The organism is Natronotalea proteinilytica (assembly GCF_055379935.1).
Map to the genome: position 1 here is coordinate 1,629,707 of NZ_AP043947.1, position 19,958 is coordinate 1,649,664.

Annotated in this window: 13 protein-coding genes; 4 read left to right on the forward strand and 9 right to left on the reverse strand. The window is 58.9% G+C overall.

What is annotated here, in order from left to right; genetic code table 11:
* Positions 1 to 8: 8 nt before the first annotated feature.
* Positions 9 to 1,178: an RNA polymerase sigma factor gene (locus ACZ5AL_RS06640; protein ID WP_464513015.1), complete on the forward strand. Its 1,170-nt coding sequence runs from the start codon at positions 9 to 11 to the stop codon at positions 1,176 to 1,178.
* 237 nt (positions 1,179 to 1,415) lie between these two features.
* Here the strand turns inward: ACZ5AL_RS06640 and ACZ5AL_RS06645 are convergent, their stop codons facing one another.
* From ACZ5AL_RS06645 to ACZ5AL_RS06665, 5 genes are all read right to left on the reverse strand, one after another.
* Complete coding sequence (locus tag ACZ5AL_RS06645; RefSeq protein WP_464513016.1) at positions 1,416 to 1,976, reverse strand: hypothetical protein; 561 nt, start codon at positions 1,974 to 1,976, stop codon at positions 1,416 to 1,418.
* Positions 1,977 to 2,069: 93 nt separating this feature from the next.
* A complete protein-coding gene (locus ACZ5AL_RS06650; protein ID WP_464513018.1) occupies positions 2,070 to 2,426 on the reverse strand; it encodes a hypothetical protein in 357 nt (118 codons plus the stop codon).
* A 71-nt stretch (positions 2,427 to 2,497) separates the two neighbouring features.
* Positions 2,498 to 2,923: a response regulator gene (locus tag ACZ5AL_RS06655; RefSeq protein ID WP_464513019.1), complete on the reverse strand. Its 426-nt coding sequence runs from the start codon at positions 2,921 to 2,923 to the stop codon at positions 2,498 to 2,500.
* Between the two features lie 402 nt (positions 2,924 to 3,325).
* Entirely contained in the window at positions 3,326 to 4,543 is a 1,218-nt protein-coding gene (locus tag ACZ5AL_RS06660) for a sensor histidine kinase (RefSeq protein ID WP_464513021.1), read from the reverse strand.
* Between the two features lie 70 nt (positions 4,544 to 4,613).
* A complete protein-coding gene (locus ACZ5AL_RS06665) occupies positions 4,614 to 6,281 on the reverse strand; it encodes a sensor histidine kinase (protein WP_464513022.1) in 1,668 nt (555 codons plus the stop codon).
* A gap of 383 nt (positions 6,282 to 6,664) precedes the next feature.
* Here ACZ5AL_RS06665 and ACZ5AL_RS06670 point away from each other — a divergent pair, with 383 nt between their 5' ends.
* From ACZ5AL_RS06670 to ACZ5AL_RS06680, 3 genes are all read left to right on the forward strand, one after another.
* Positions 6,665 to 8,341, forward strand: a complete 1,677-nt coding sequence (locus ACZ5AL_RS06670; protein WP_464513024.1) for an amidohydrolase family protein — start codon at positions 6,665 to 6,667, stop codon at positions 8,339 to 8,341.
* A 66-nt stretch (positions 8,342 to 8,407) separates the two neighbouring features.
* Entirely contained in the window at positions 8,408 to 9,817 is a 1,410-nt protein-coding gene (locus ACZ5AL_RS06675; protein WP_464513025.1) for an amidohydrolase family protein, read from the forward strand.
* 50 nt (positions 9,818 to 9,867) lie between these two features.
* The gene (locus ACZ5AL_RS06680) at positions 9,868 to 11,178 is read left to right on the forward strand and encodes an amidohydrolase family protein (RefSeq protein ID WP_464513027.1); all 1,311 of its coding nucleotides are present in this window, start codon (positions 9,868 to 9,870) and stop codon (positions 11,176 to 11,178) included.
* Between the two features lie 80 nt (positions 11,179 to 11,258).
* On the opposite strand, the gene ACZ5AL_RS06685 is transcribed toward ACZ5AL_RS06680, so the two are convergent.
* The 4 genes from ACZ5AL_RS06685 to ACZ5AL_RS06700 form a co-directional block, all read right to left on the reverse strand.
* Positions 11,259 to 11,621: a DUF5518 domain-containing protein gene (locus tag ACZ5AL_RS06685; RefSeq protein ID WP_464513028.1), complete on the reverse strand. Its 363-nt coding sequence runs from the start codon at positions 11,619 to 11,621 to the stop codon at positions 11,259 to 11,261.
* Positions 11,622 to 11,649: 28 nt separating this feature from the next.
* A complete protein-coding gene (locus ACZ5AL_RS06690; protein WP_464513030.1) occupies positions 11,650 to 14,868 on the reverse strand; it encodes an efflux RND transporter permease subunit in 3,219 nt (1,072 codons plus the stop codon).
* Between the two features lie 158 nt (positions 14,869 to 15,026).
* Entirely contained in the window at positions 15,027 to 16,706 is a 1,680-nt protein-coding gene (locus tag ACZ5AL_RS06695; RefSeq protein WP_464513031.1) for a redoxin domain-containing protein, read from the reverse strand.
* 156 nt (positions 16,707 to 16,862) lie between these two features.
* Positions 16,863 to 19,955 (reverse strand): efflux RND transporter permease subunit, encoded by a 3,093-nt coding sequence (locus ACZ5AL_RS06700; RefSeq protein WP_464513033.1) that lies wholly within the window; start codon positions 19,953 to 19,955, stop codon positions 16,863 to 16,865.
* Between the last annotated feature and the right edge of the window lie 3 nt (positions 19,956 to 19,958).

Consider the following 19,958-nt stretch of genomic DNA (forward strand, 5'->3'; position numbering starts at 1 on the left):
TTGCCTACATGTCGTCTTTGCCCCCTCTTACGCAGCATCTCGACACGTTGTACACCATGGCGTGTACGCTCGTAGGTTCTGATGCGGCGTCCGACTTGGTTCACGAAACGTATCAACAGGCGACGCAGGTGCCTGTACGTCACCGTCCTGAAGATCGAAAGGCATGGCTTGTTGAGCTCATGCTGTCGCTGTATAATGATCCGGATACCGAATATGACGAGCATGGTATTCGATCAGCTGCCGCCGAGTCGCTGGTGCTAGATGCGTTGCCAGCAGCCTGGGCGGTGTCGTCGGTGCGCGACCGCACGCTTCTTACCACACGCGTGGCGCTTTCGATACCGCAGCCGGTGGTCGCAGAACTGCTCGACATTGCACCCGATGAGGTGGAGCCTGCCGTGCGCAATGCCCGAGCCTCGCTGCGAGCTACACTGCGCGATGTGCTGGTAGGTCCTACGCGGATGCTCATTGATGTCGCCTTCCCCGATGAGGCGCTAGATGAGAGCCTGCGTACGTTTCTTGCCAATACGTATGGGTCGGTGCCAGCCTCTTTGCGTGCACGTACGGTCGAAACATTACGACGTGCTCGCACACCCTCTGAAGAAACGCGAACCGTTCGAAAAAGCCGACGACGCAGTCAGTGGCTCAAAACCGGCGGTGTTATTGTGGGACTCCTTGTATTGGTGGCACTTGCCTGGGGCATCCGGGCGTGGTGGACAGCTCCCGACCCGCCCTCTGAAATGGATTTGCTTGACTTCTCGGCACAGCATGGCGATGTCCTTCAGCCGGTACTAGAAAGTGAGGATCCCGACAGTCTTGCGGCGTTCTGGGAGGCCGAGACAGGGCACACAATTCATATCCCCCGTATTGACCGAGCCGACTTGATTGGACTTGCAGCGCTTCCGCTGGAGCCTACACCGGTTCCTGTCATTCTCTTCTACGATACCGACGCGCAAGCACCACTTCGTGTGTTTGGATACTCGTACACCCAGCTCGATCAACTCGACGACGATGCGGCTCTACCCCGTGCCATTCGGCAAACATTAGACTCGGAAGATACCTTTGTCGAAGAATCGGCTGATGGACGCCCGTTACTCCTCTGGCGCGTGCGTGATCGTGTCTATGTGGCGGTCTTTGCACAAGCTACCCGAGACACCCACCCCGACCGCGTAACGCCCTAATGTTCTGTCATGCGTCGATCGTTGCGTAATGACGCCCCTCGTTCAGACGCTTTCACATTGCGTGGGGCACGATCCCGGATGACTTTATCTTGCGGATGTGACCGTTCAGTTGCCTGTGGGGCGGATGGTTCGACGAACTCCGGTCAGGGTGTTTCCCATGACAGGGGAGATCATGCAGGCTTCCTCTCCGGAATGATAATTTCGCCCCATACCATTCAGGGGGTGACGGATCCCCATCTATTCATCGCTGGCTTGATCGTTGGTACCCGAGGCCATGTCAAACATGGAGACCCCTTCATCAGCGCTTTTTTTCGATGTGGGTTCGGGCGGCTCTAGTGTTTTAAGCTTATCATTGTTTTGCAAGAGCTGCCGAATGCGCGTGCCTACCTGCTCTTGTGCAGCTGTGTCGGGTTGCGTTTCAGAGGGGGCTTCATCCTCCTCATCAACAAGGTTTTTCAAGCGATCGCTGGCGCGTCGCAAGCGGTCAGCTGCCGAGTAGGTGTCTGGCGACGAGGTGTCTGCATTGGTCTTTGCAGAGGGGGGAGGTGCCGACGGCTGTTCGGTCGACGAAGGTGGAGGGGTACGTTTGGAGGAGACATCAGTCTCGGTTGTATCGGAAGCAGACGCATCGCTCATTTCAGGATGGCGATGTTCGTCGATTAGTGCCGCCACAACTTCGTCTACAGAGCATTCCTGCTCTTTCGCTTGCTTGGCAAGCCATGACCACAGACGTCGAGGAAGCGTCAAGTCTCGCGTATCCAGCACGTTGAACGGATTTTCAGAAGAGGTATCGGGCATAACGTTTAAGGCAGTCGATACAAAACAAACGGACACCGGAGCTCCTCACGTACGGAAAATCTACAGGTAGCAAGGAGATCGTACTGTGTCAAATTACGCCGATACAGATTCGTTGGACGATTCTTGTGCGTCTTTTTTCCTCGGGGGCGCAGAAGGGGGCGAGGCCGCTTCTAATTTCGGTCGAATATCCCGTGCTGTTTTTTCAAGGATTGAAGCCGCCTGCCACAGAAGCAAGGTGGTACGACGCGAGACCAAACTGGCTTCGCTTCGCCAGCGATCCGGATCAGCGGTATGGTTTGGGTCAATTTGGTCGGGATCTTCGATAACCACGCGATCGGTTGTTTGATTAACCACAGCTAGTGCATCTTGCACGCCGCGCAGGGTTTCGTGCGCATCGGAAATGGTGTGTTGTAGAGCGGTAAGATGGTCGTTGAGTTCTTTATCGGTCATAGAATGAAGCCGTTATAGCAGGAGGCTAAAAGGGGTCCGACAAGGATTTTCAGACACAGGGAGTAGCGTTCTCACGAGGCCGGATCAGTTGCATCCCATACTGAAGCAACGGTTGCACTCCGATACGGATTGCCGGCGATAATTTCACGGATAGCATCGATGTACTCGTCCGGCTGTCCTTTCATAAGATAGCCCTGCGCCCCAGCGGCACGCGCTGCTTCTACGTACGTTTCCTCAGCATGGCCTGAAAGCATCAGGCAGGCTAAGTTGGGATATGTTGCTCGCAGTTTCTGAAGCAGCTCGATACCGCTCATACCGGGCAATGCAACGTCAATAAGCACCAGTTCGGGCGCATTTTCAAGGGCCTCTACACGACGCATCGTTTCTTCTCCGCTTTCCGCTGTACCCACCACATCAAAATCATCTTCAGCGGATAAATAGGTGCGCATAGAGGAGCGCATCAGATCCTGATCTTCAACGATAAAAATACGGGTCATAAGACTACAAAAGTGAAAGAATCACAATGAAAAAAGTGGCACCTACTACTGTGTCACAGGTCAATCTTCGGAGAACGCATGTGGCTCCTAACGTACCGAGAAGAATCTATAATTATGTCATTGCGAGCGCAGCGAAGCAATCTCATGCTATCAGACCGAGTACAACTGCCCAATTAACGGCATGAGATCGCATCCCAGGAGTACTCGGGCTCCGCCCAGCGCCACGTCGGTCGCAAGCTCCCTCCTCGCGATGACAATTTTGGCCCCTGACTTTCAGGTGTTACAGAACACTACGCAAGATATAAACTGGTTACACATAGATGCAGATGTACAGCGTAACGGTTTTGCATTTTCTGACGGAGCTTGCAACCGAGACGCAGCGCTGTAGCAGTGTCGTGCTCGTTAGGAAAGGTCTGTGGCACTGGCAGAGAGCGAATCAGTGGGAACCGATATAGTGCACCGCGTACCCTCGCCGGGTTGGGTGTCAATGCCGAGTCGTCCGTCAAACGATCGCAAGCGTTCACGGGCTTTCCAGAGTCCGAACCCCTGGGCATCGCGGTTAAACGCCTTTTCGGCATCGAACCCACTCCCGTTATCCACCACTTCAATGTGAAGGTAATCGTTTTCAACAGCGATGGAAACGTGGGCAGCATCTACCTCAGCATACTCGCAGGCATTGATTAGTAGCTCTCGAATGACGCGAAAAAGAATGGTACGCACTTCGTCGGTGCAGGTGATATCGGGCGCCGTACGAGGAAGGTGAACCGTAAAATCGTGGTAGTCCTTCAAGTGGGAGCGGAGCCACTGCAGCGCCTCCATGATTCCATCGGTTTCGAGCACCGGCGGGGCCAGGTCTATCGTAAGCTGCCGTGCTGCTTCGATGGCTTGCTCCATCAGTGAATCGACCTGATCGGGCGTAACGGAAAGACGATCCAGGTCGAGATTGCTTTGGCTTCGGATCCCGTTTACGAACATTCGTAGTTGTACCTGTATCCCGTATAAGTACTGCAGGAGGTTGTCGTGGATGGTGTAAGCGATCTGGTTGCGCTCGCGCTGTTCGGCAATGGTGAGAGCCGTGGAGAGTTCGCGAAGTTTGTCGGTTCGGGCTCGTACGCGGTCTTCAAGGTCACGCTCGGTGTGTTGTAGACTCTGTTCTGCTTCTTTGCGCTTGGTGACATCAAGCAGAATGCCATCAAGCCAGGTGACTTCTCCCTCGGCATTGAAATGAGGGCGCCCGTTGTCTTGCACCCACCGCACCGCGCCTGCATCTGTACGAATGCGATACTCCACACTGTAGTACGTGTGGTCTTGTACCGCGTTACCCACAGCGGTTCGAATACGGTCGAGGTCGTCGGGGACCACCACCTCTTTAAAAGAACGTCCGTCAGGATCAAGGGCGTCGGGAGCAAGTCCGCACATTTCTTGAAAGCCCGCCCCCATGTATAAAGAGGTCCACTCCGTATCGTACGTGCACCGGTACACAGCGCCGGGTAACTGGTCAATAAGCTTCTTCAGCGCTTCAGGAGAAGCCGATCGGTAGTCGGCATCTTCGTTAATTGACGATGCATTACCGGCTCGGCCCGCCGATAATGCGCGCTCGGGTTTATCTTCATGCTCCATCACAACAAAATAGGGGAATCGATTCGTAAAATAAGGTGCGTTGTGGTGGGGAAGTGTCTAGTGTAAACGGCTATGAATCAGAGGCTTTTGGAACAAACAGATAGAACGTGGTTCCCTTGCCCTCCACCGATCGCACCAGTACGTGTCCGGCCATTGCTTCGATAAGCTCCCGGGTCACAGCAAGGCCCAGGCCACTGCCCTCGCCTTCGGTTCCGCGTACATACGGGTCGAAGACCTGATCTAAGAGTTTCGGTTCGATGCCTGGTCCCGTATCGGCAATCGTGATGCGTATCTGATCCGGCTTTTGAAGCCCTTCAGGCAAGGCGCCGCCTGGTAAGCCCGATACCGGAGCCATACCCGGCTCAGCCCATACGCGTACGGTATCTCCCGTATCGCTGTAGTCAAGTGCATTCGATAAGACATTGTCAATGACGCGGCGCAGGGATTCGGTATGAGCCTGGGCAAAGAGGGGGGCTGCGGCCGGATCATCGGATTCATAGTGCACCGTAATGCCTCGCTTGGATGCACGCTGCGTCAACGCACAGGTAGCTTCGTGCAGAAGATGACGCACCTCAACCTGCTCGGTCGGTAGCGAAAGAGCCCCTGACTGCAGGGAAGCCAGTTCCGTTAGCGATTGCGACATGGCCTGCAACTGCTGCACGGCGGCTTGAATGTGGGCAACGGGGTCGTCGTTGCCTGTGTCTTCGATCCTTGTCAACAAATTGGCCTGCATGTCGATGACGCTGAGCGGTGTTTGGAGGTCATGGGCCACGCCGGCCAGAAATCGAGATTTGGAGGCGTTGGCGGTCTCAGCACGTTGTTTGGCTTCTTCAAGCGCCTGCTCATACTTTTTGCGCTTCGTGATGTCGCTAAAGTATACCGAAAGACCGCCCTCAAAGGGGTAAGCGCGCACGGAAAACCACAAATCAAGTGGCGGAAAATACGCTTCGAAGGCTACATTCGTGTTTTCGCGTACAGCTTTGTGGTACTGATCGTAGAAAGGAAGATCAACCGCTTCAGGAAAAGCATCCCAGATGTTTTCGCCTAATACGGCTTCTCGATCCACTTGCAGCCAGGTTTCAGCTTGTTGGTTTACATAGGTAAACCGCCAGTTGGAATCGACTGCAAAGAACGCATCGGTGATGCTTTCAAGGATCGTGTGCTGATGCCGGTACAGGGCCCGAAGCTCAATTTCATCGACTACTGTAGCCGCAAGATCTTCGAGCTGGCGAATACGATTCGGAGTCGGCTTACGGGGCTGCGTATCTACCACACAAAGTGCGCCAAGGCGATGTCCATCGTGGGTTACAAGCGGCGCCCCCGCGTAAAAGCGGATGGGCGAATCGCCGACAAGCGGGCTCTCTCCTGTAACCAGCGGATTATCAGCGAACCGTTCGTCTTGAGTGGTGTCCTCAACAACAAGAGGCTCGTCGTCGCCAATCGTGTGGACACAAAAGGAAATATCAAGGTCGGTTTCGCGAGTTGCAAAGTCGCCAGCTACCGACTTAAACCACTGAAAGTCGCGTTCAATGAGCGTGATGAGCGCAAGCGGTGTGTCAAGGAGATCGGCCGCTAGACGCGTCAGCCGATCAAACCGCTCTTCGGACGACGTGTGGACGATGTTGTAGCGACGCAGCGCAGCCAGACGCGCACTTTCCGGCGACGACGGCTGTGCTACGTGCTCGTTTGGAGAAAGAGAGGAACGATACAAAAGCGAAGAAGGCCGATTCGTAGACATATTATAGTTCATTAATGAACAGAGCAATCACACGGCCGGCAATGCTCACCACAAAGACGAGAAAGCCTCCTTGAAGACATTCGCACGCTACAGCAGGTATAAGCATGATAGCATATACAGAGGCACGATCTTTCCCACCGGTTGTTGCAACAAGAAAATAGGGGCCTGTTGTTAAGTCCCCTCCGGACGGATGCTGGCGTACCTCTAAGCCAACACATTGCCGTATTGTTACTTAGTGTAGGATAGACGTTACGAACGGTGATGATATTGCACTGAAAAACAGCTATGTTAAAAGCGGAATCCCTAATGTTCACACACGCCCCACTCTTATGCTCCCCTTTCGGTACGTCGCTCGCGTGATCTCTGCCACTGCTATACGAACCGTGGCTCTTGCGCTAGTGCTTTGCCTCGCATCGGTGCTCGTAGCCTGGGCGCAGTCTGATGATCGTCCTACGGTAACTCGCACCCTGGCCTTTGAAAACGCCACCGTTATAAGCGAGCCGGGTACCGAGCAGGAAGGGGTTACAGTCGTAGTCCGCGATGGCCTAATTACAGACGTGGGGGCCGATGCCTCCATTCCGTACGACGCGCGCGTCATTGAGGCCGACTCGCTCTACATCTATGCTGGATTCATTGACGGTTTCTCGCATACCGGGATCGACATGCCCGACGAAGAAAACGGCGAGGTTGACGATCCCGGCAATCCTTCACCAGCGCGGGCAGGCGTGCAGCCCGAGCAGCAGGCAGCTTCGTTCTTCAACCCCACCGATGGGAGTGTGGAACGTTGGCGTGAGCGGGGTATCACCACTGCCCACGTGGCGCCTGAAGGCCGCATGATGCCCGGCCAGAGCGCTCTCATGCTGCTTACTGGAGAAACAGCCCACGACGCGCTGTTACAAGATGAGCTCAGCCTGTACAGTCAGTTTCGCGGTGCCCGTGGCTCGTGGCCCAACGTGGTATCGCCCAGCACCACCATGGGCGTCATTTCTATGGTGCGCCAGGTGATGCGCGAAGCAGAACGTCGACAAGCTCTCTTGGCAGAGTACGAAGCAAACCCGCAAGGCACCTCGCGCCCCCCACGCGATGAGGCCCACACTGCGCTCATGCCCGTCCTTGATGGCGAACAACCCGTCATGTTCAACGCGGCATCTGCCCTCGATGTACACCGCGTGCTCGATCTTCAGAGCGAACTGGGGTTCTCCCTCATGCTCTCTGGACTGCAAGAGGGCTTTGATGTGATCGAACCGCTACAGGAGGCCGACATCCCCCTGTTCCTGTCACTCGATCTGCCCGAGCGAACAGAACTTGACGAGGACGAGGACAACGCCGACCCCGAAGCGCTGCAGCGGGTGCACGAAACGGGAGATCTGGATGAGGAGCGGGCTAACCTGGAGCAACGCCTACGGGCCGAGCAAGAACGCTTTATCGGTCAGGCGGCTACGCTCCATGAGGCCGGAATCACGTTTGGATTTAGCACCGAAGACATCTCACCGGGCGACTTCCACGAGCACCTGCGCATGCTTATCGATAGCGGAGTGCCCGAAGAAGCTGTACTTGCCAGCCTCACCACCGTGCCCGCCGAAGCCTTCGGCGTATCCAACCAGCTTGGGCGCATCTCGTCTGGGTTGATTGCTAACTTGGTCGTAACCGATGCGCCTTTGTTTGACGAAGAGACGCAGATCCGGCATGTGGTAGTAGATGGCCACCTCTACACGATTGACGCGCCCGAAGAGGGCGAAGTGACCGGTGATGCCGACGCTGTTACCGGTACCTGGGCCATGACGCTTGAAACGCCACAGGGCGAGTTCGACCTGGATGTGCGCATCACGGGCGATGAGAGCGGCTTGTCGGGCACTGTAACCGTTCCCGAAGAAGGGGAACAGCCGCTGGAATCCATCTCTTTTGATGGCGAAACGCTGCGCTTCACCGTTCCGGGCGGCCCCACCGGAGACGCGCGCATCTCGGGCACCGTAGAGGGCGATACCTTCGATGGCACCATGTCTGCCGGAGGAATGACGCTCGACGTGTCGGGGCAACGCACCGATCCGGGCGCCCGCTAACGCCTCCGTCGGCCCCGTTGCATCCTGTCTGCTTGTTTGTTTCTGCTGAACCGCTCCGAATTGCTCATGCGACTCTTGCTTACGACCGTACTTACGCTCCTGCTTAGTGCCGGCCTTGTGTGGAATGCCTCCGCCCAACCCGGCCCCGACGAACTGCGTGCCGATGCGCCCAACAGTGTGCTCATCCAAAATGCCACGGTGCATACCGTAACGAACGGCACGCTCGAAGCCACCGATATCCTGGTGGAAGACGGCATCATCGCTGAAATTGGCACCGATTTAAACGCCCCCAGCGGTGTGGATACGTATGATGCCGACGGCCACCACGTAATGCCCGGCATCATTGACGCGCACGCGCACATCGCCATTTCGGATGTAAACGAAGCCACCAGTCCGGTTACCGCCCATGTGAACGTGGGAGATGTGCTCGATCCGTACGACATTGGACTGTACCGGGCCCTGGCTGGCGGCGTAACCACGTCGCACGTTATGCACGGGTCGGCGAACGCCATTGGCGGCCAAAACGAAACCATCAAGCACCGCTACGGCATGATTCATCCCGATGCCCTGCGGATGGAGGAGGCGCCACGCACCATCAAATTTGCGCTGGGCGAGAACCCCACACGGGTGCATGGCGAAGGGCGAGGCATCGTACCACGTACACGCATGGGCGTTGAGTCGGTCATTCGTGAGGCCCTCACCGACGCACAGCGCTACCGCGCCAAGCAAGAAGCCTATGAGGCCGGCGACCGCAGCGCACCTCCTGAGCACAGCGAACGGCTTGAGGTGGTCGCCGACATCTTGAGTGGCGATGTGATGGTCCATGCCCACTCGTACCGCGCCGACGAAATCCTCATGCTGATGGATGTATTAGAGGACTTTGACATCGATGAACTGGTCTTCCAGCACGTCAATGAAGGCTTTAAGGTCGCTCCCGAGCTTGCCGACTTTGGCGCCGGCGCTTCTATCTTTGCCGACTGGTGGGGATTCAAGTTTGAGGTGTACTACTCCACCGCCTATAACGCAGCCATCCTAACGCGCAATGGCGTAACCACCTCCATTAACTCCGACTCGCCCGATTACAACCGCCATCTGTACCATCAGGCTGCTAAAGCCCAGCGCTACGGAGAGCTTGGCGACGATGAGACGCTTTCGCTCATCACCATCAACGCGGCTGAGCACCTGGGCATTGACGAGTATGTCGGTTCTATTGAAGAAGGCAAGCACGCGGACCTGGCCATCTTTGATGCCCATCCGCTTTCCATCTATGCCGTCCCCCAGCGTACGTATGTAGATGGCGTGGTTCGCTTCGACCGTCACGACGATCCCGACGATATGCGCCTCCGGGTAGATCCCGAATCGGTTGTTGAAGAAACCTTCGTGTGGGAAAACGTGGATGTTCGCCACGGCTCCTGCATGCAATATGAAGGCACCCACCTCCACGTCACTGAATCGGGTGTACATCTGCACAACTAACCCACCCGAATTGCCTGCTACTGTCTGTTTACTTGCTGCTTATGTCTTTTATGCGTATTGCTTCGTTCCTGCTCCTTATAGCGCTCTTGGTGCCCTCTGACAGCGTGGCTCAAACGGCACCGTCGTACGACGTGGATGTGGCCATCACCAACGCCCGCATCGTAACTGTAACCAATGGGGTGATTGACAATGGCACCGTTGTTATTCGGGCGGACACCATCGCTGCGGTGGGAGCTGACATTGACATCCCCGACGATGTGTCCGTGCACGATGCCAACGGAGATTCTGTGTATCCGGGCATGATTGATGGCGGTACGCGACTCGGACTGGTTGAGGTCACCTCGCTTTCTGAAACCATGGATGACAATGAAATCGGGTCGCTTACACCTCACATGGATGCGCTCACCGCAGTGAACCCCAACTCCGTGGCGATCCCGGTCACCCGTCTCAACGGCGTAACAACGGTTATTACGGAGCCGAGCGGCGGGCAATGGCCCGGTCAGGCTGCGCTTATCGATCTGCTTGGATACACGCCCGAGCAGATGCACATGGGCGGCGTGAAGCACATGGTGCTTAGCTTTCCTTCAACTGGGCGCCAGGGCACCAGCGATACGCGCTCAGAGGATGAGATCGAGAGCGATGCCGAGGAGGCCCTCGACGAGCTGAACGAGCTCTGGGACGATGCCGTGCTGTACGATCGTATTCAGGCGCGTCAGGACGAGGCCGAGCCCGGACATTTTGCCGAGTACGCCCCGGCTTATGAAGCAATGCAACCTGTTGTTCAAGGAGAGATGCCCATTCTGTTGAAGGTTGACAAGGCTGCCGACATCCTGGATGCACTGGCCTGGGCCGAGGAGCGCGATGTGCTCGATCAGGTGGTGCTTAGTGGCGTAGCCGAAGGCTGGCGCGTAGCTGATGAGATTGCCGACGCCGGTGTACCTGTGATTACGGGTCCGGTAATCGCGTTGCCCTCCCGCCAATCCGACCGCTACGAGACGCCCTATGCGAATGCCGGACGCTTGCACGCTGCAGGCGTTGAGGTGGCCTTGCGAACCGGCGAAGACAGCAACGTGCGCAACCTGCCGTTCCATGCCGGCTTTGCCGTGGCTCATGGTATGGATGCGGATGCGGCGCTAGAAGCCGTCACCATCACCCCTGCTCGCATTTTGGGAGTAGACGATCAACTCGGGTCGATCGAGGTGGGCAAGCAAGCCAATCTGTTCATTGCGAATGGCGACCCCTTTGAGCCGGCCACACAAATCGAGCGGCTGTTCATTGGCGGCTACGACGTGCCGATTGAGTCGCGCCACACAAACCTGTACGACGAGTTCCTGAACCGTTCGCCTGGACTGGAGAAGTAAGTGTCCATAGCATTGGCCTTGCAGATCGCCGGGGACCGCTTGCGTCCCCGGCGATCATTGAAGCCCGCTGTACGACAGCATTACCCAAGGTCCTCGCGCATTTTTACCCCTAGAAACCCGCCCAGCGCGCTCAGGGCGATCACAAATCCAGCAACGAAAAGCACCATCCCCAGGAACGCGAGGACGACCAGGATTCCAGCCATCCCTTCGGCGATGGCCGTCAAAAAACCGGCGATGACAAACCCGACAAACAGCACGGCCAGCAGGATGGGTACCGTCGCCATGGCCCCTGAGATAGCACCGATGTACCAGCCGTCTTTTTTCTCCAGATAGCCGGCTATCGCCCCGCCAAGGATCGGCGAAATGCCACTGAACGAGAGTACAAAAGTTACAGCTGCTCCGATGAGGGCGTGAATAAACGTGTTCGAGTTACTTGTTTTCATCGCAGTTATGGTTGTAGGAAAAAGGATTTTAAGCCGATGAGCGGCGCCAGCGTTCAGGAAGCGACAGCACCGCCACCGTGGCTAGCGGCGCCAGCAGCGTAACTGCCAAAAGTCCACTTGTAACCGTAACAGCCAGACCGACCCAGAACTCATTGTCAGCAGGAAAGACCAACAGCGGAAGCATCGCAACACACGTCGAGATGGTGGTGGTCCACATTGGACGCAGGCGCTCGCGCACAGCCAGCCGGATCTGCACATCGGGACGGCCATGCGGACGGGTGGTGCGCAACTGCCGGTAGCGGTCGGTCAGCAAAATGGCATCGTTGGCCGCCAGCCCCACCAGCAGTACAGTCCCAATGAAGGCCCCCTCGGCAAAGGCTACGTCGGCCCACCAGAAGCCCGCAGCTAGTCCGATAAATGCCATCGGCAGGCTGATCAGCACCAGCGCAGGCAGGCGCCACGACTCAAACACGAACGCCGTCACCAGCAGGATGAGGAGCAGTGTGGCCGCAAGCACCCATAGAAAGGCATCCTGGGTGTCCTCGGTGAAGAAAAATGCCCCTTCGCCGCGCTCAATACGATAGCCGGGCGGCGTTTGAAAGCCTTCGAGCATCTCATCGAGGTACTCGCTGCCCATGCGATGGGGGCCCCGATAATCGACGCGAATGTATCGTTTGTACTGCTGATTTTCGCGCTCAATCTGACTGGGCACTTCCTGCACGTCGTAGGTAGATACGCTTTTGAGCTTTACCTCTACCGAGTCGGTGATGGGGAGCGGGCGATCTATGAACGAAGCAATGTCAATGGCATCGGCATCGGCCACTTTGATGCGGACAGGAAGGTGCGTTTCGTCGGCAACGTCGGCAAAAAGGGCGGGGAAGCGTGTTGAGAGTAAGGGGCGAAGTTCGGTGGCTAGGCGCTGTGCGCCAATGCCGGTACGGGCCATGGCGTTGGCACGCCAGTCAAGATGCAGCACCTCGCGCGGCTGCTGTCGTCCAAACCGGCCCGCGTTGGTGTTGACCTCAGCGACACGGCGGCTTCCAGCCTTCAGGCGCTCGGCGAACCGCTCGGTGAGCTGTTCCAGGTCATCGTAGTTGGATCCGTGCGCCTCCACCGTAAACCCAGAGGCCATGCCCCCTACGCCGCTGAAGTAGCCTTGCGGCAGGAGCCCACCCACGGATACGCGAATACCGGCCAGCAGCACGGCCTCCTGGATGAGTCGTTCGCGCACCAGGTACGGCTCGGCGGTATCCAGTGTGCCATCGTAAAATTGCACGCGGAGCGAGGCATTGCGGTCGCTGATGCGCGTGATGGTGCGCTCAACGGATTCGGAGGCAAGGGCTTTCTGTTCGAACCGCTGCATGAGCGAGTCGGCCCGGTGGATGGGGTTGCCCGGCGGAAAGCCCAGGTTGACGCGCACCTCTGGCGTGGTGTCAAAGTCCCACTGATCACCAAAGTCGGTATTCTGAAAGAACGGACGCAGTACGCCTCCGAGGGCCGGGTCGGTCCACTCGCGCAGGTCTTGCACGGTGTCATGGCCCAGTGTGGCGTTGTAGAGCCCAGCCCATCGGGCCTGTGGACTGGTTTCGTCTTCGGTGGCGTCAATGTGCGTGGGCAGCAGCCAGAGCGGGGTGCCCAGGGTGAGCAGCAGTACGAGAGCAGTGGATGTGGGGAAGCGGGCGGCCCAGCGAAAGGGGGCGTGGATGGTGGCCCGCATCCAGCGAGGGAGACGCCAGCCGGGCTCGGGTGGGGGCAGCCAGCGGCTCATAACGGGCACCACTATGGCGGCGGTAATCAGTGAGGCTGCGAGGGTGATGGCCGTGAGCATTCCAAACGGCAAAAACAGGGTGCGTAGGTCGCCACTGAGGTACACCAGCGGGGCCATTACGGCCATGGTGGTACAGGTGCCCCCCACGAGCGGAAGCCACACGGCGCGTAAGGAGGCCTGCGTGGCGGCAGCTTCCAGGTCCAGTCCTGTATGGCCGCGCACGGACAGCCGGTCGCGTTGCAGCATGAGTTGCTCGACCATCACCACGCTGTTGTCTACCAGGATCCCAAACACCAGGACTAGACCGGCCAGCGTGAGCAGATTCAGCGTAAGCCCAAGTGGTCCCATCAAGGCAATGCCTACGGCCAGGGCCACCGCTACGCTAAACATGACCACCGCCACGGCCCGTACACTCCGCAGCATCATGAGCAGCACGAGCGCGACCAGCACGAGACCAAGCCCGCCGCGCCACGTTAAGTCACGCAACTCAGCGCGCACCGACTCGCTGCGGTCGTCGGCAATGAGCAGCCGGGCGTCTTCGGGGAGCTGGGGTTCGAGGCGGTCGAGTTCGTCTTCGACAGCGCTTGCCACATCGAGCATGTGGCTGGCCGGGGCGCGGTCGAGGGTAAGCGTAACGACGGGCTGTCCGTCGATGCGGCTGATGGAGCGTCGGGGGGCCGGCCCGCGCTGCACGCGAGCGATGTCGCCGAGGCGGACGGGTGTGCCTAAATCGTTGCTTACGATGAGCCTGCGTAGGACGTCGACCGATCCTTCAGCCGGGCTAAGCAGTAGGGCTGACTCGCCGCCACCGCGCAGGCGTCCGTACACGTTATCCCGAAAGGCCTCGGCTAGGTGTCCTTGAATGGCGCCGGGCGAGAGGCCATAGGTGGCCAATCGATCGGGATCGAGGCGCACGAGCAACTCGCGTTCGGTACCGCCGCGCACCGTTACGTCGGCTACGCCGGGCAGTCCTTGCAGGCGAGGCGAGAGGTGGTCGTCGGCCCAGCGGCGCAACGTGCCAGGTGGCTGCGGGCCCACCAGTTGGAGTGTGATAAAGCCTTGCTCATCGCGTAGTTCTTCGGGGATTTGCTTCGTGAGGCGCGGGGTAACGCGGTCGGGCAGGTCCTGCCGCACAAGCGCCAACTCTTCATTCAGCCGTGCCACGTACGGACCCAGGTCGACCGACTCGTCGACCTCCAGCGTGACGGTGGTTTGCCCTTCCTGCGAGAGGCTTTCGACGTGGGCGGTGCCCTCTACGGCCTGCCCCGCCCGTTCGATGGGGGCGGTCACGTAGCGTTCCATCGCACGGGGCGAGGCGCCGGGCCACGAGGCACTCACGTTCACAACAGGCAGTTCCACCTGAGGCACCCACTCCAACGGCACCTCGGTAGCCGCCCAGCTTCCGGCCAAAAGAAGGGCCACTGCCCACGCCATGATGGCAACGGGGCGCTTCAGCATGTGGATAACCGTTGTGATCATAGGTGAAGGCCGTGTGGGGGCAACAGGGGTTTGATCAGGTGTTTATTCAGAAGTAGGCCACTTGGTGAGACACGTGTATTGGGCGTTCAGGAAGCACCAGCGTTCTAGTGTCACGGGCTGATGTATCCTCTTGGACGCTCTTTGCGACACGCCGAAGTTCACTCAAGGAACGACTCCAGCGTTTCCACAAGACTGTCGCCACGTAGGTCGCTTCCTGTGGCCACAATGGTACCATCCGGACCCACCAAATAATACGTGGGATAGCCGCGCACCGCAAACTGATCGCCGTACGAGCCGTCCTCATCGAGCACCTGCGGCCAGGTGATATCGTACTCCTCCATCGTTTGGCGGAGGGAGGATTTGGGCTCATACGCAAACCCAACAATCTCGAACTGCTCACCTCCAAATTGGTCGTAGGCATCGGCCAGCTTGGGCAGTGCGGTGATGCATGGTGCGCACCAGCTTCCCCAGAAGTCGAGCAGCACATACTGGCCTTCGAGCGCATCACCGCTCATAGGCGTACCATCAAGCGTGGTAGCCTCCCAGTCGGGCGCAGGCCCTCCTTCGCGAATGGCCATCTGTTCGGTTTCGGGCTCTGCCGGACGTAGCATGAGTTCGGTGCCGGTAGGATCAAGGTCTGCGACTTGCCACCATGCATCTCCGAGCTTGAATGTGGGCGTCATAAAATAACGCTGCTGGCTAAACATGCTTTGGCGATCAAGCATGGCCACCTCGTTCGAGCCCGACCCGATGTCTGTTGTACCATCGCCATCGCGGTCTATGGTCACATAAAAGAAGTTGCTGAAGCGGGCGCCCCACGGCGCTGACACGGCAAGTGTGTCACTGTTGATCGCACCTACGCGATGATTATACGGCGTTTGGATTGTGAAAGTAGGCATATCCTCGCCCACTTGCTGCTTAATCTGCTCAGGCACCTCAACAATACGCCGCAGGGTGATTTCAACCGAGTCGCGTTGTGCCAGTGCCACCTCGTTTTCGGTGAGAGGCACGGTGCCTGTCCATTCCGCTTCCGACGTATCCGATTCGAGTGTAAATACACGGTGGTCTTCTGTAAATTGACGGTCGCGCTCCAGGTCGATGTACACATCCCACTGTTCCTCATCCCGCTGATCGGCGATGATGAGCAGGTAATCCGGGATCCCAGTGCCAGATCGTGCCATGCGCTGCGGGTAGATCACCGGATCACTTACGCCCTCGGGCAGTGCCCGGATGGCCGTAGCTTCTGGCGGGAGGTCAAGAAACGGCTGCATTGCATCCAGCGGCTGTAGGAAGGTCCCTCGTTGGGAAACAGGCGTCTCGCCGCTCACAAGTTTGACCTCGGCAGGCGTAAGGTCAACACGTGGCCACTGATCAGCTAGCTCGGGCGGTGGCTGATCGCGCCACACGGCTACCGTGTCGCGGATGGTCTTGGGCGCATCGAATTCAGCAGTTCGCAGTTCGGGATGCGTATAGTCGGGCGCGCCCTCCACCCGAAAGATCGTTCCCCGTGTGTAGTTATACTGCACTTCCTCCCCGGCAGGCGCAGATACGTCAATCTGCCAAGTGTGGTCGGCAATCTGTTCTAACGGCATGGATTCATCCTGGGCACCAAAGCCAGTCGCATCCGCTCCAGGGTCCCAACTGTTGAGCGAGCTGCTCCAAAAAACGGAATCTTCTTCGGGTGTATCTTCAGGCACCACTACTTCAAAAGTGACGGTGACGCTGTCTTGCGGCGCGGCTGCAGATGCAGAGGTCGTGCCCACGAGCATAAGCACCCCCCCGATGAGCAGGTTGCGTACTGTAGCGAGAATCGTGGATCGGCAAAAGGAGGCGGACATAATAGTTTGTTGCTATGTGTATTTTTGCACGAGGTCGTTAGTGCTGGCCAATTGTATCCCTACACTTCAATTAATACTACCTTGGTAGTTCGTTGTCAGGTTGAGCAGAGTTTGTTATGATAGAAAGTGCTGATTGCGCGTCCTATCTGTCATGCTCTACGCATCTCCAAACCATGACACGCGCGCCACGCTTTGCACCAACACCGGCACTACAAAGAGCGTAAGCACGGTGGCGCTGAGCAGGCCGCCTACAATAGCAATGGCCAGGGGAGCCCGCAACTCGGCACCTGCGCCCAGTCCAAGCGCCAGCGGCAGCAAGCCGAGTGCTGTCGTCACGGTGGTCATCAGAATCGGGCGGACGCGCGCTTTTCCGGCGTCGGTGATGGCCTCGCGGAGGGGCAGGCCCCGCGCCAGCCGCTGGTTGATAAAGTCCACCTTGATGATGGCATCGTTCACGACAATGCCAACCAGTACCACACATCCGGTGAGGCTCATCAGATTGATCGTTTGTCCGGTACCACCTAGCACCAGGGCCACCCCTGCCGCCGCCAACGGTACGGTAGCCAGGATCACAAAGGGCTGCAGCAGACGCTCAAACTGGGCCGTCAGGATAAGATAAACAAGCAGGAGGCTGAGGAGCAGGCTCCACCCCATGGCCACAAGCCCGTCACGAAAGGCCGTGCTGGCCCCACCAATCTGATGCCGAGCGCGGGGCACATCAGCAAGCACCGGTGTTAATGCGGTGTCGATGGCATCGAGAGCACTTCGCAGGTCGGCTTCTGCAGCGATGCCCGCATTGAGGCGAGCAACAGGCGTCTGGTCGGTGCGCAGCAAACCAGCGGGCAGCGCAATGCGCTCCGCCTCCACAAACCGATGCAGCGGGAGCAGTCCGCCCGAGGTGGGAATCCGCTGGCTTAGCAGCGCCTCAATGGAGCGCGCCTGCTGGTGACGCACCATAATGGGCACCTCTTCGCCAATCTGACGCAGTTCGGTGGCCCGGTGGCCGCGCGCGGCAGCCTCTAGCTGGTCGCCTACCTGTCGGGGCGTCACACCAAAGCGGGCCAGGTTATCCCGCCGAAACGTCAGCCGATAGCCTGGTACGTCTTGCGCCTCGGCGCGCTGCACGCCCGTGAGAGCAGACTCCGCGCGGAGGGCAGCCAGCGCTTCCTCAATGACGGGCTCGGGCGGACGCTCCTCATCGGCTACCAGGTCGATGTGCAAATCGGCGCCCCCTGCCACTAGCAGCGCCTCTAGCTGAGTTTGGGCCGGACGCACATCCATGGTCATGTCATTGGGCAGGTCCAGAGCTTCGAGCCGGGCCGTGGCCGTGGGGGCATCCACATCATCGGGCAGGATGAACGTGAGATCGCCTTCGTAGGGGGGGCGCGGGTCGAGTTCGAGACGGGCATCGGTGCGTTCGCCCAGGTCGGCCAGGATGTGCTCGGCCAGGTCCTGTTCGCGGGCGGCCTCTTCTACGCGGGCGGCGCGCTCGCTTACAAAGGGCAGATCGGCGCCGGATTCAAGGGTCAGATGCGCCTCCACCCGGCCTTGATCGGCAGCGGGCACCACCTCGCGCGGCAGCATGATCGCCAGGAGTCCGGCTCCCACCAACAGCAAGAGGGCACCGCCAAGCACGCGCTTGGGACGATCGAGGCACCACTGCAAGCCGCCTTCGTAGCCCTGCAGCAGCGGCTGCAGTCCGAAGCCTTGCGAGGAGGCGGGGGCGCTGCGCTCGCGACTCATGATGACCGGCACCACGGCCAGCGCCACCAGCAACGACGCGATGAGGGCTACCACCACCGCCATCGATTGATCGCGGAACAGGCGTCCGGCCAGGCCCTCCACAAACGTGATGGGCAGAAACACTGCGATGGTGGTAAGGGTGCTGGCGGCAATGGCTCCGGCCACCTCGGCGGTGCCCTCGTAAGCGGCTTCGATGGCCGAGCGCCCGGCCTCGCGCAGCCGTGTGATGTTTTCGACGACAATGATAGCGTTATCCACCAGCAGCCCTACCCCCAGCGCCAGCCCGCTCAGGGCAATCAGGTTGAAGGTGATGCCCAGCAGCTCGAATCCGATGAGCGTAAGGCCGAGCGACAGAGGAATGGCGATGCCCACAGCCAGCAGCGCCCGCGAGCGCCGCAGAAAGCCGAACAGCACCAGAATGGCCAGGAGTCCGCCCAAAAGCACCGCCTGCGTAACGCCACCAATGGCCTCCTCGATGAAGGTGCTTTCATCGACTACCACGCTCATTTCGGTACCCGCGAGCTCGTCTTGAAGTGGCCCCAGGGCTTCGCGCACCTCCTCGGCGGTTTGCACGGTGTTGGCGTCGGGCGTGCGTTCGACGAGCAGCAAGAGCGACTCGCGTCCATCCAGGCGCACGAGTCCGCGGCGCTCTTCAACGGAGGGGCGCACCTCGGCCACATCGCGCAGACGGATGGGGGCATCGCCAATGCGTGTGATCACGGTTTCCTCGATGTCGGCGGGCGTTTCGAACTCGCCGCTTATCTCCACCGCATATCGGAACGGTCCGCGTCGGATGGTACCGCCCGACAGGGCCGCGTTGGCATCGCGCAGGGCCTGTGCCACCTCCCCCACGCCCAGCCCATACCGGGCCAAGCGCTCTGCATCCATATTGATATCTACTTGCCGCTCATGCCCGCCGGTGGTGCGCACGCGAGCCACCCCCGCGAGCTGTTCGAGGCGCCGTGCGACCACCTCGCGTCCAATTTGGCGGAGATGTGCCAGGTCTTGCCACCCCGTACGGTCGTCTCCCGACGCCACCGGCTGCGTGTCTGCCCTGTTGGCTGACGTGCCGTGCAGTGCAATCATCATAATGGGACGCTCACTCGGGTCCACACGCAGCACCACGGGCCGTTCGGCAGCATCGGGGAGGGCATTGCCCAGCCGGTCGATTTCCTCGCGTACCTCTAGCAGCGCCAGATCCAGGTCGGCGTTCCACCCGAAGCGCAGCTCCACTAGACTTCCGCCGAGTTGACTGCGTCCGGTTACGCGCTGCAGGCCCTGCGTGCCCGCCACCGCCTCCTCAATGCGTTCAGTAACGCCGCGCTCGACCCGTTCGGGCGGCACATCGGGATAGGGCGTCCACACGGTAAGCGAGGGGTAGCCCAGATCAGGCAGCAGGGCTACCGGCAATCGAATGATAGCCGCTGCGGCCAGCACGGCCACAAGAATGCATACCGCGCTCACGCTCACCGGACGATCAATGCAGCGGCGAATGAACGATTTCATAGG

Coding starts and splice junctions, on each gene's coding strand:
- ACZ5AL_RS06690 (WP_464513030.1), bottom strand. CDS start 14,868: ATGATCACAACGGTTATCCACATGCTGAAGCGCCCCGTTGCCATCATG.
- ACZ5AL_RS06680 (WP_464513027.1), top strand. CDS start 9,868: ATGCGTATTGCTTCGTTCCTGCTCCTTATAGCGCTCTTGGTGCCCTCT.
- ACZ5AL_RS06655 (WP_464513019.1), bottom strand. CDS start 2,923: ATGACCCGTATTTTTATCGTTGAAGATCAGGATCTGATGCGCTCCTCT.
- ACZ5AL_RS06675 (WP_464513025.1), top strand. CDS start 8,408: ATGCGACTCTTGCTTACGACCGTACTTACGCTCCTGCTTAGTGCCGGC.
- ACZ5AL_RS06685 (WP_464513028.1), bottom strand. CDS start 11,621: ATGAAAACAAGTAACTCGAACACGTTTATTCACGCCCTCATCGGAGCA.
- ACZ5AL_RS06695 (WP_464513031.1), bottom strand. CDS start 16,706: ATGTCCGCCTCCTTTTGCCGATCCACGATTCTCGCTACAGTACGCAAC.
- ACZ5AL_RS06665 (WP_464513022.1), bottom strand. CDS start 6,281: ATGTCTACGAATCGGCCTTCTTCGCTTTTGTATCGTTCCTCTCTTTCT.
- ACZ5AL_RS06700 (WP_464513033.1), bottom strand. CDS start 19,955: ATGAAATCGTTCATTCGCCGCTGCATTGATCGTCCGGTGAGCGTGAGC.
- ACZ5AL_RS06640 (WP_464513015.1), top strand. CDS start 9: ATGTCGTCTTTGCCCCCTCTTACGCAGCATCTCGACACGTTGTACACC.
- ACZ5AL_RS06660 (WP_464513021.1), bottom strand. CDS start 4,543: ATGGAGCATGAAGATAAACCCGAGCGCGCATTATCGGCGGGCCGAGCC.
- ACZ5AL_RS06645 (WP_464513016.1), bottom strand. CDS start 1,976: ATGCCCGATACCTCTTCTGAAAATCCGTTCAACGTGCTGGATACGCGA.
- ACZ5AL_RS06650 (WP_464513018.1), bottom strand. CDS start 2,426: ATGACCGATAAAGAACTCAACGACCATCTTACCGCTCTACAACACACC.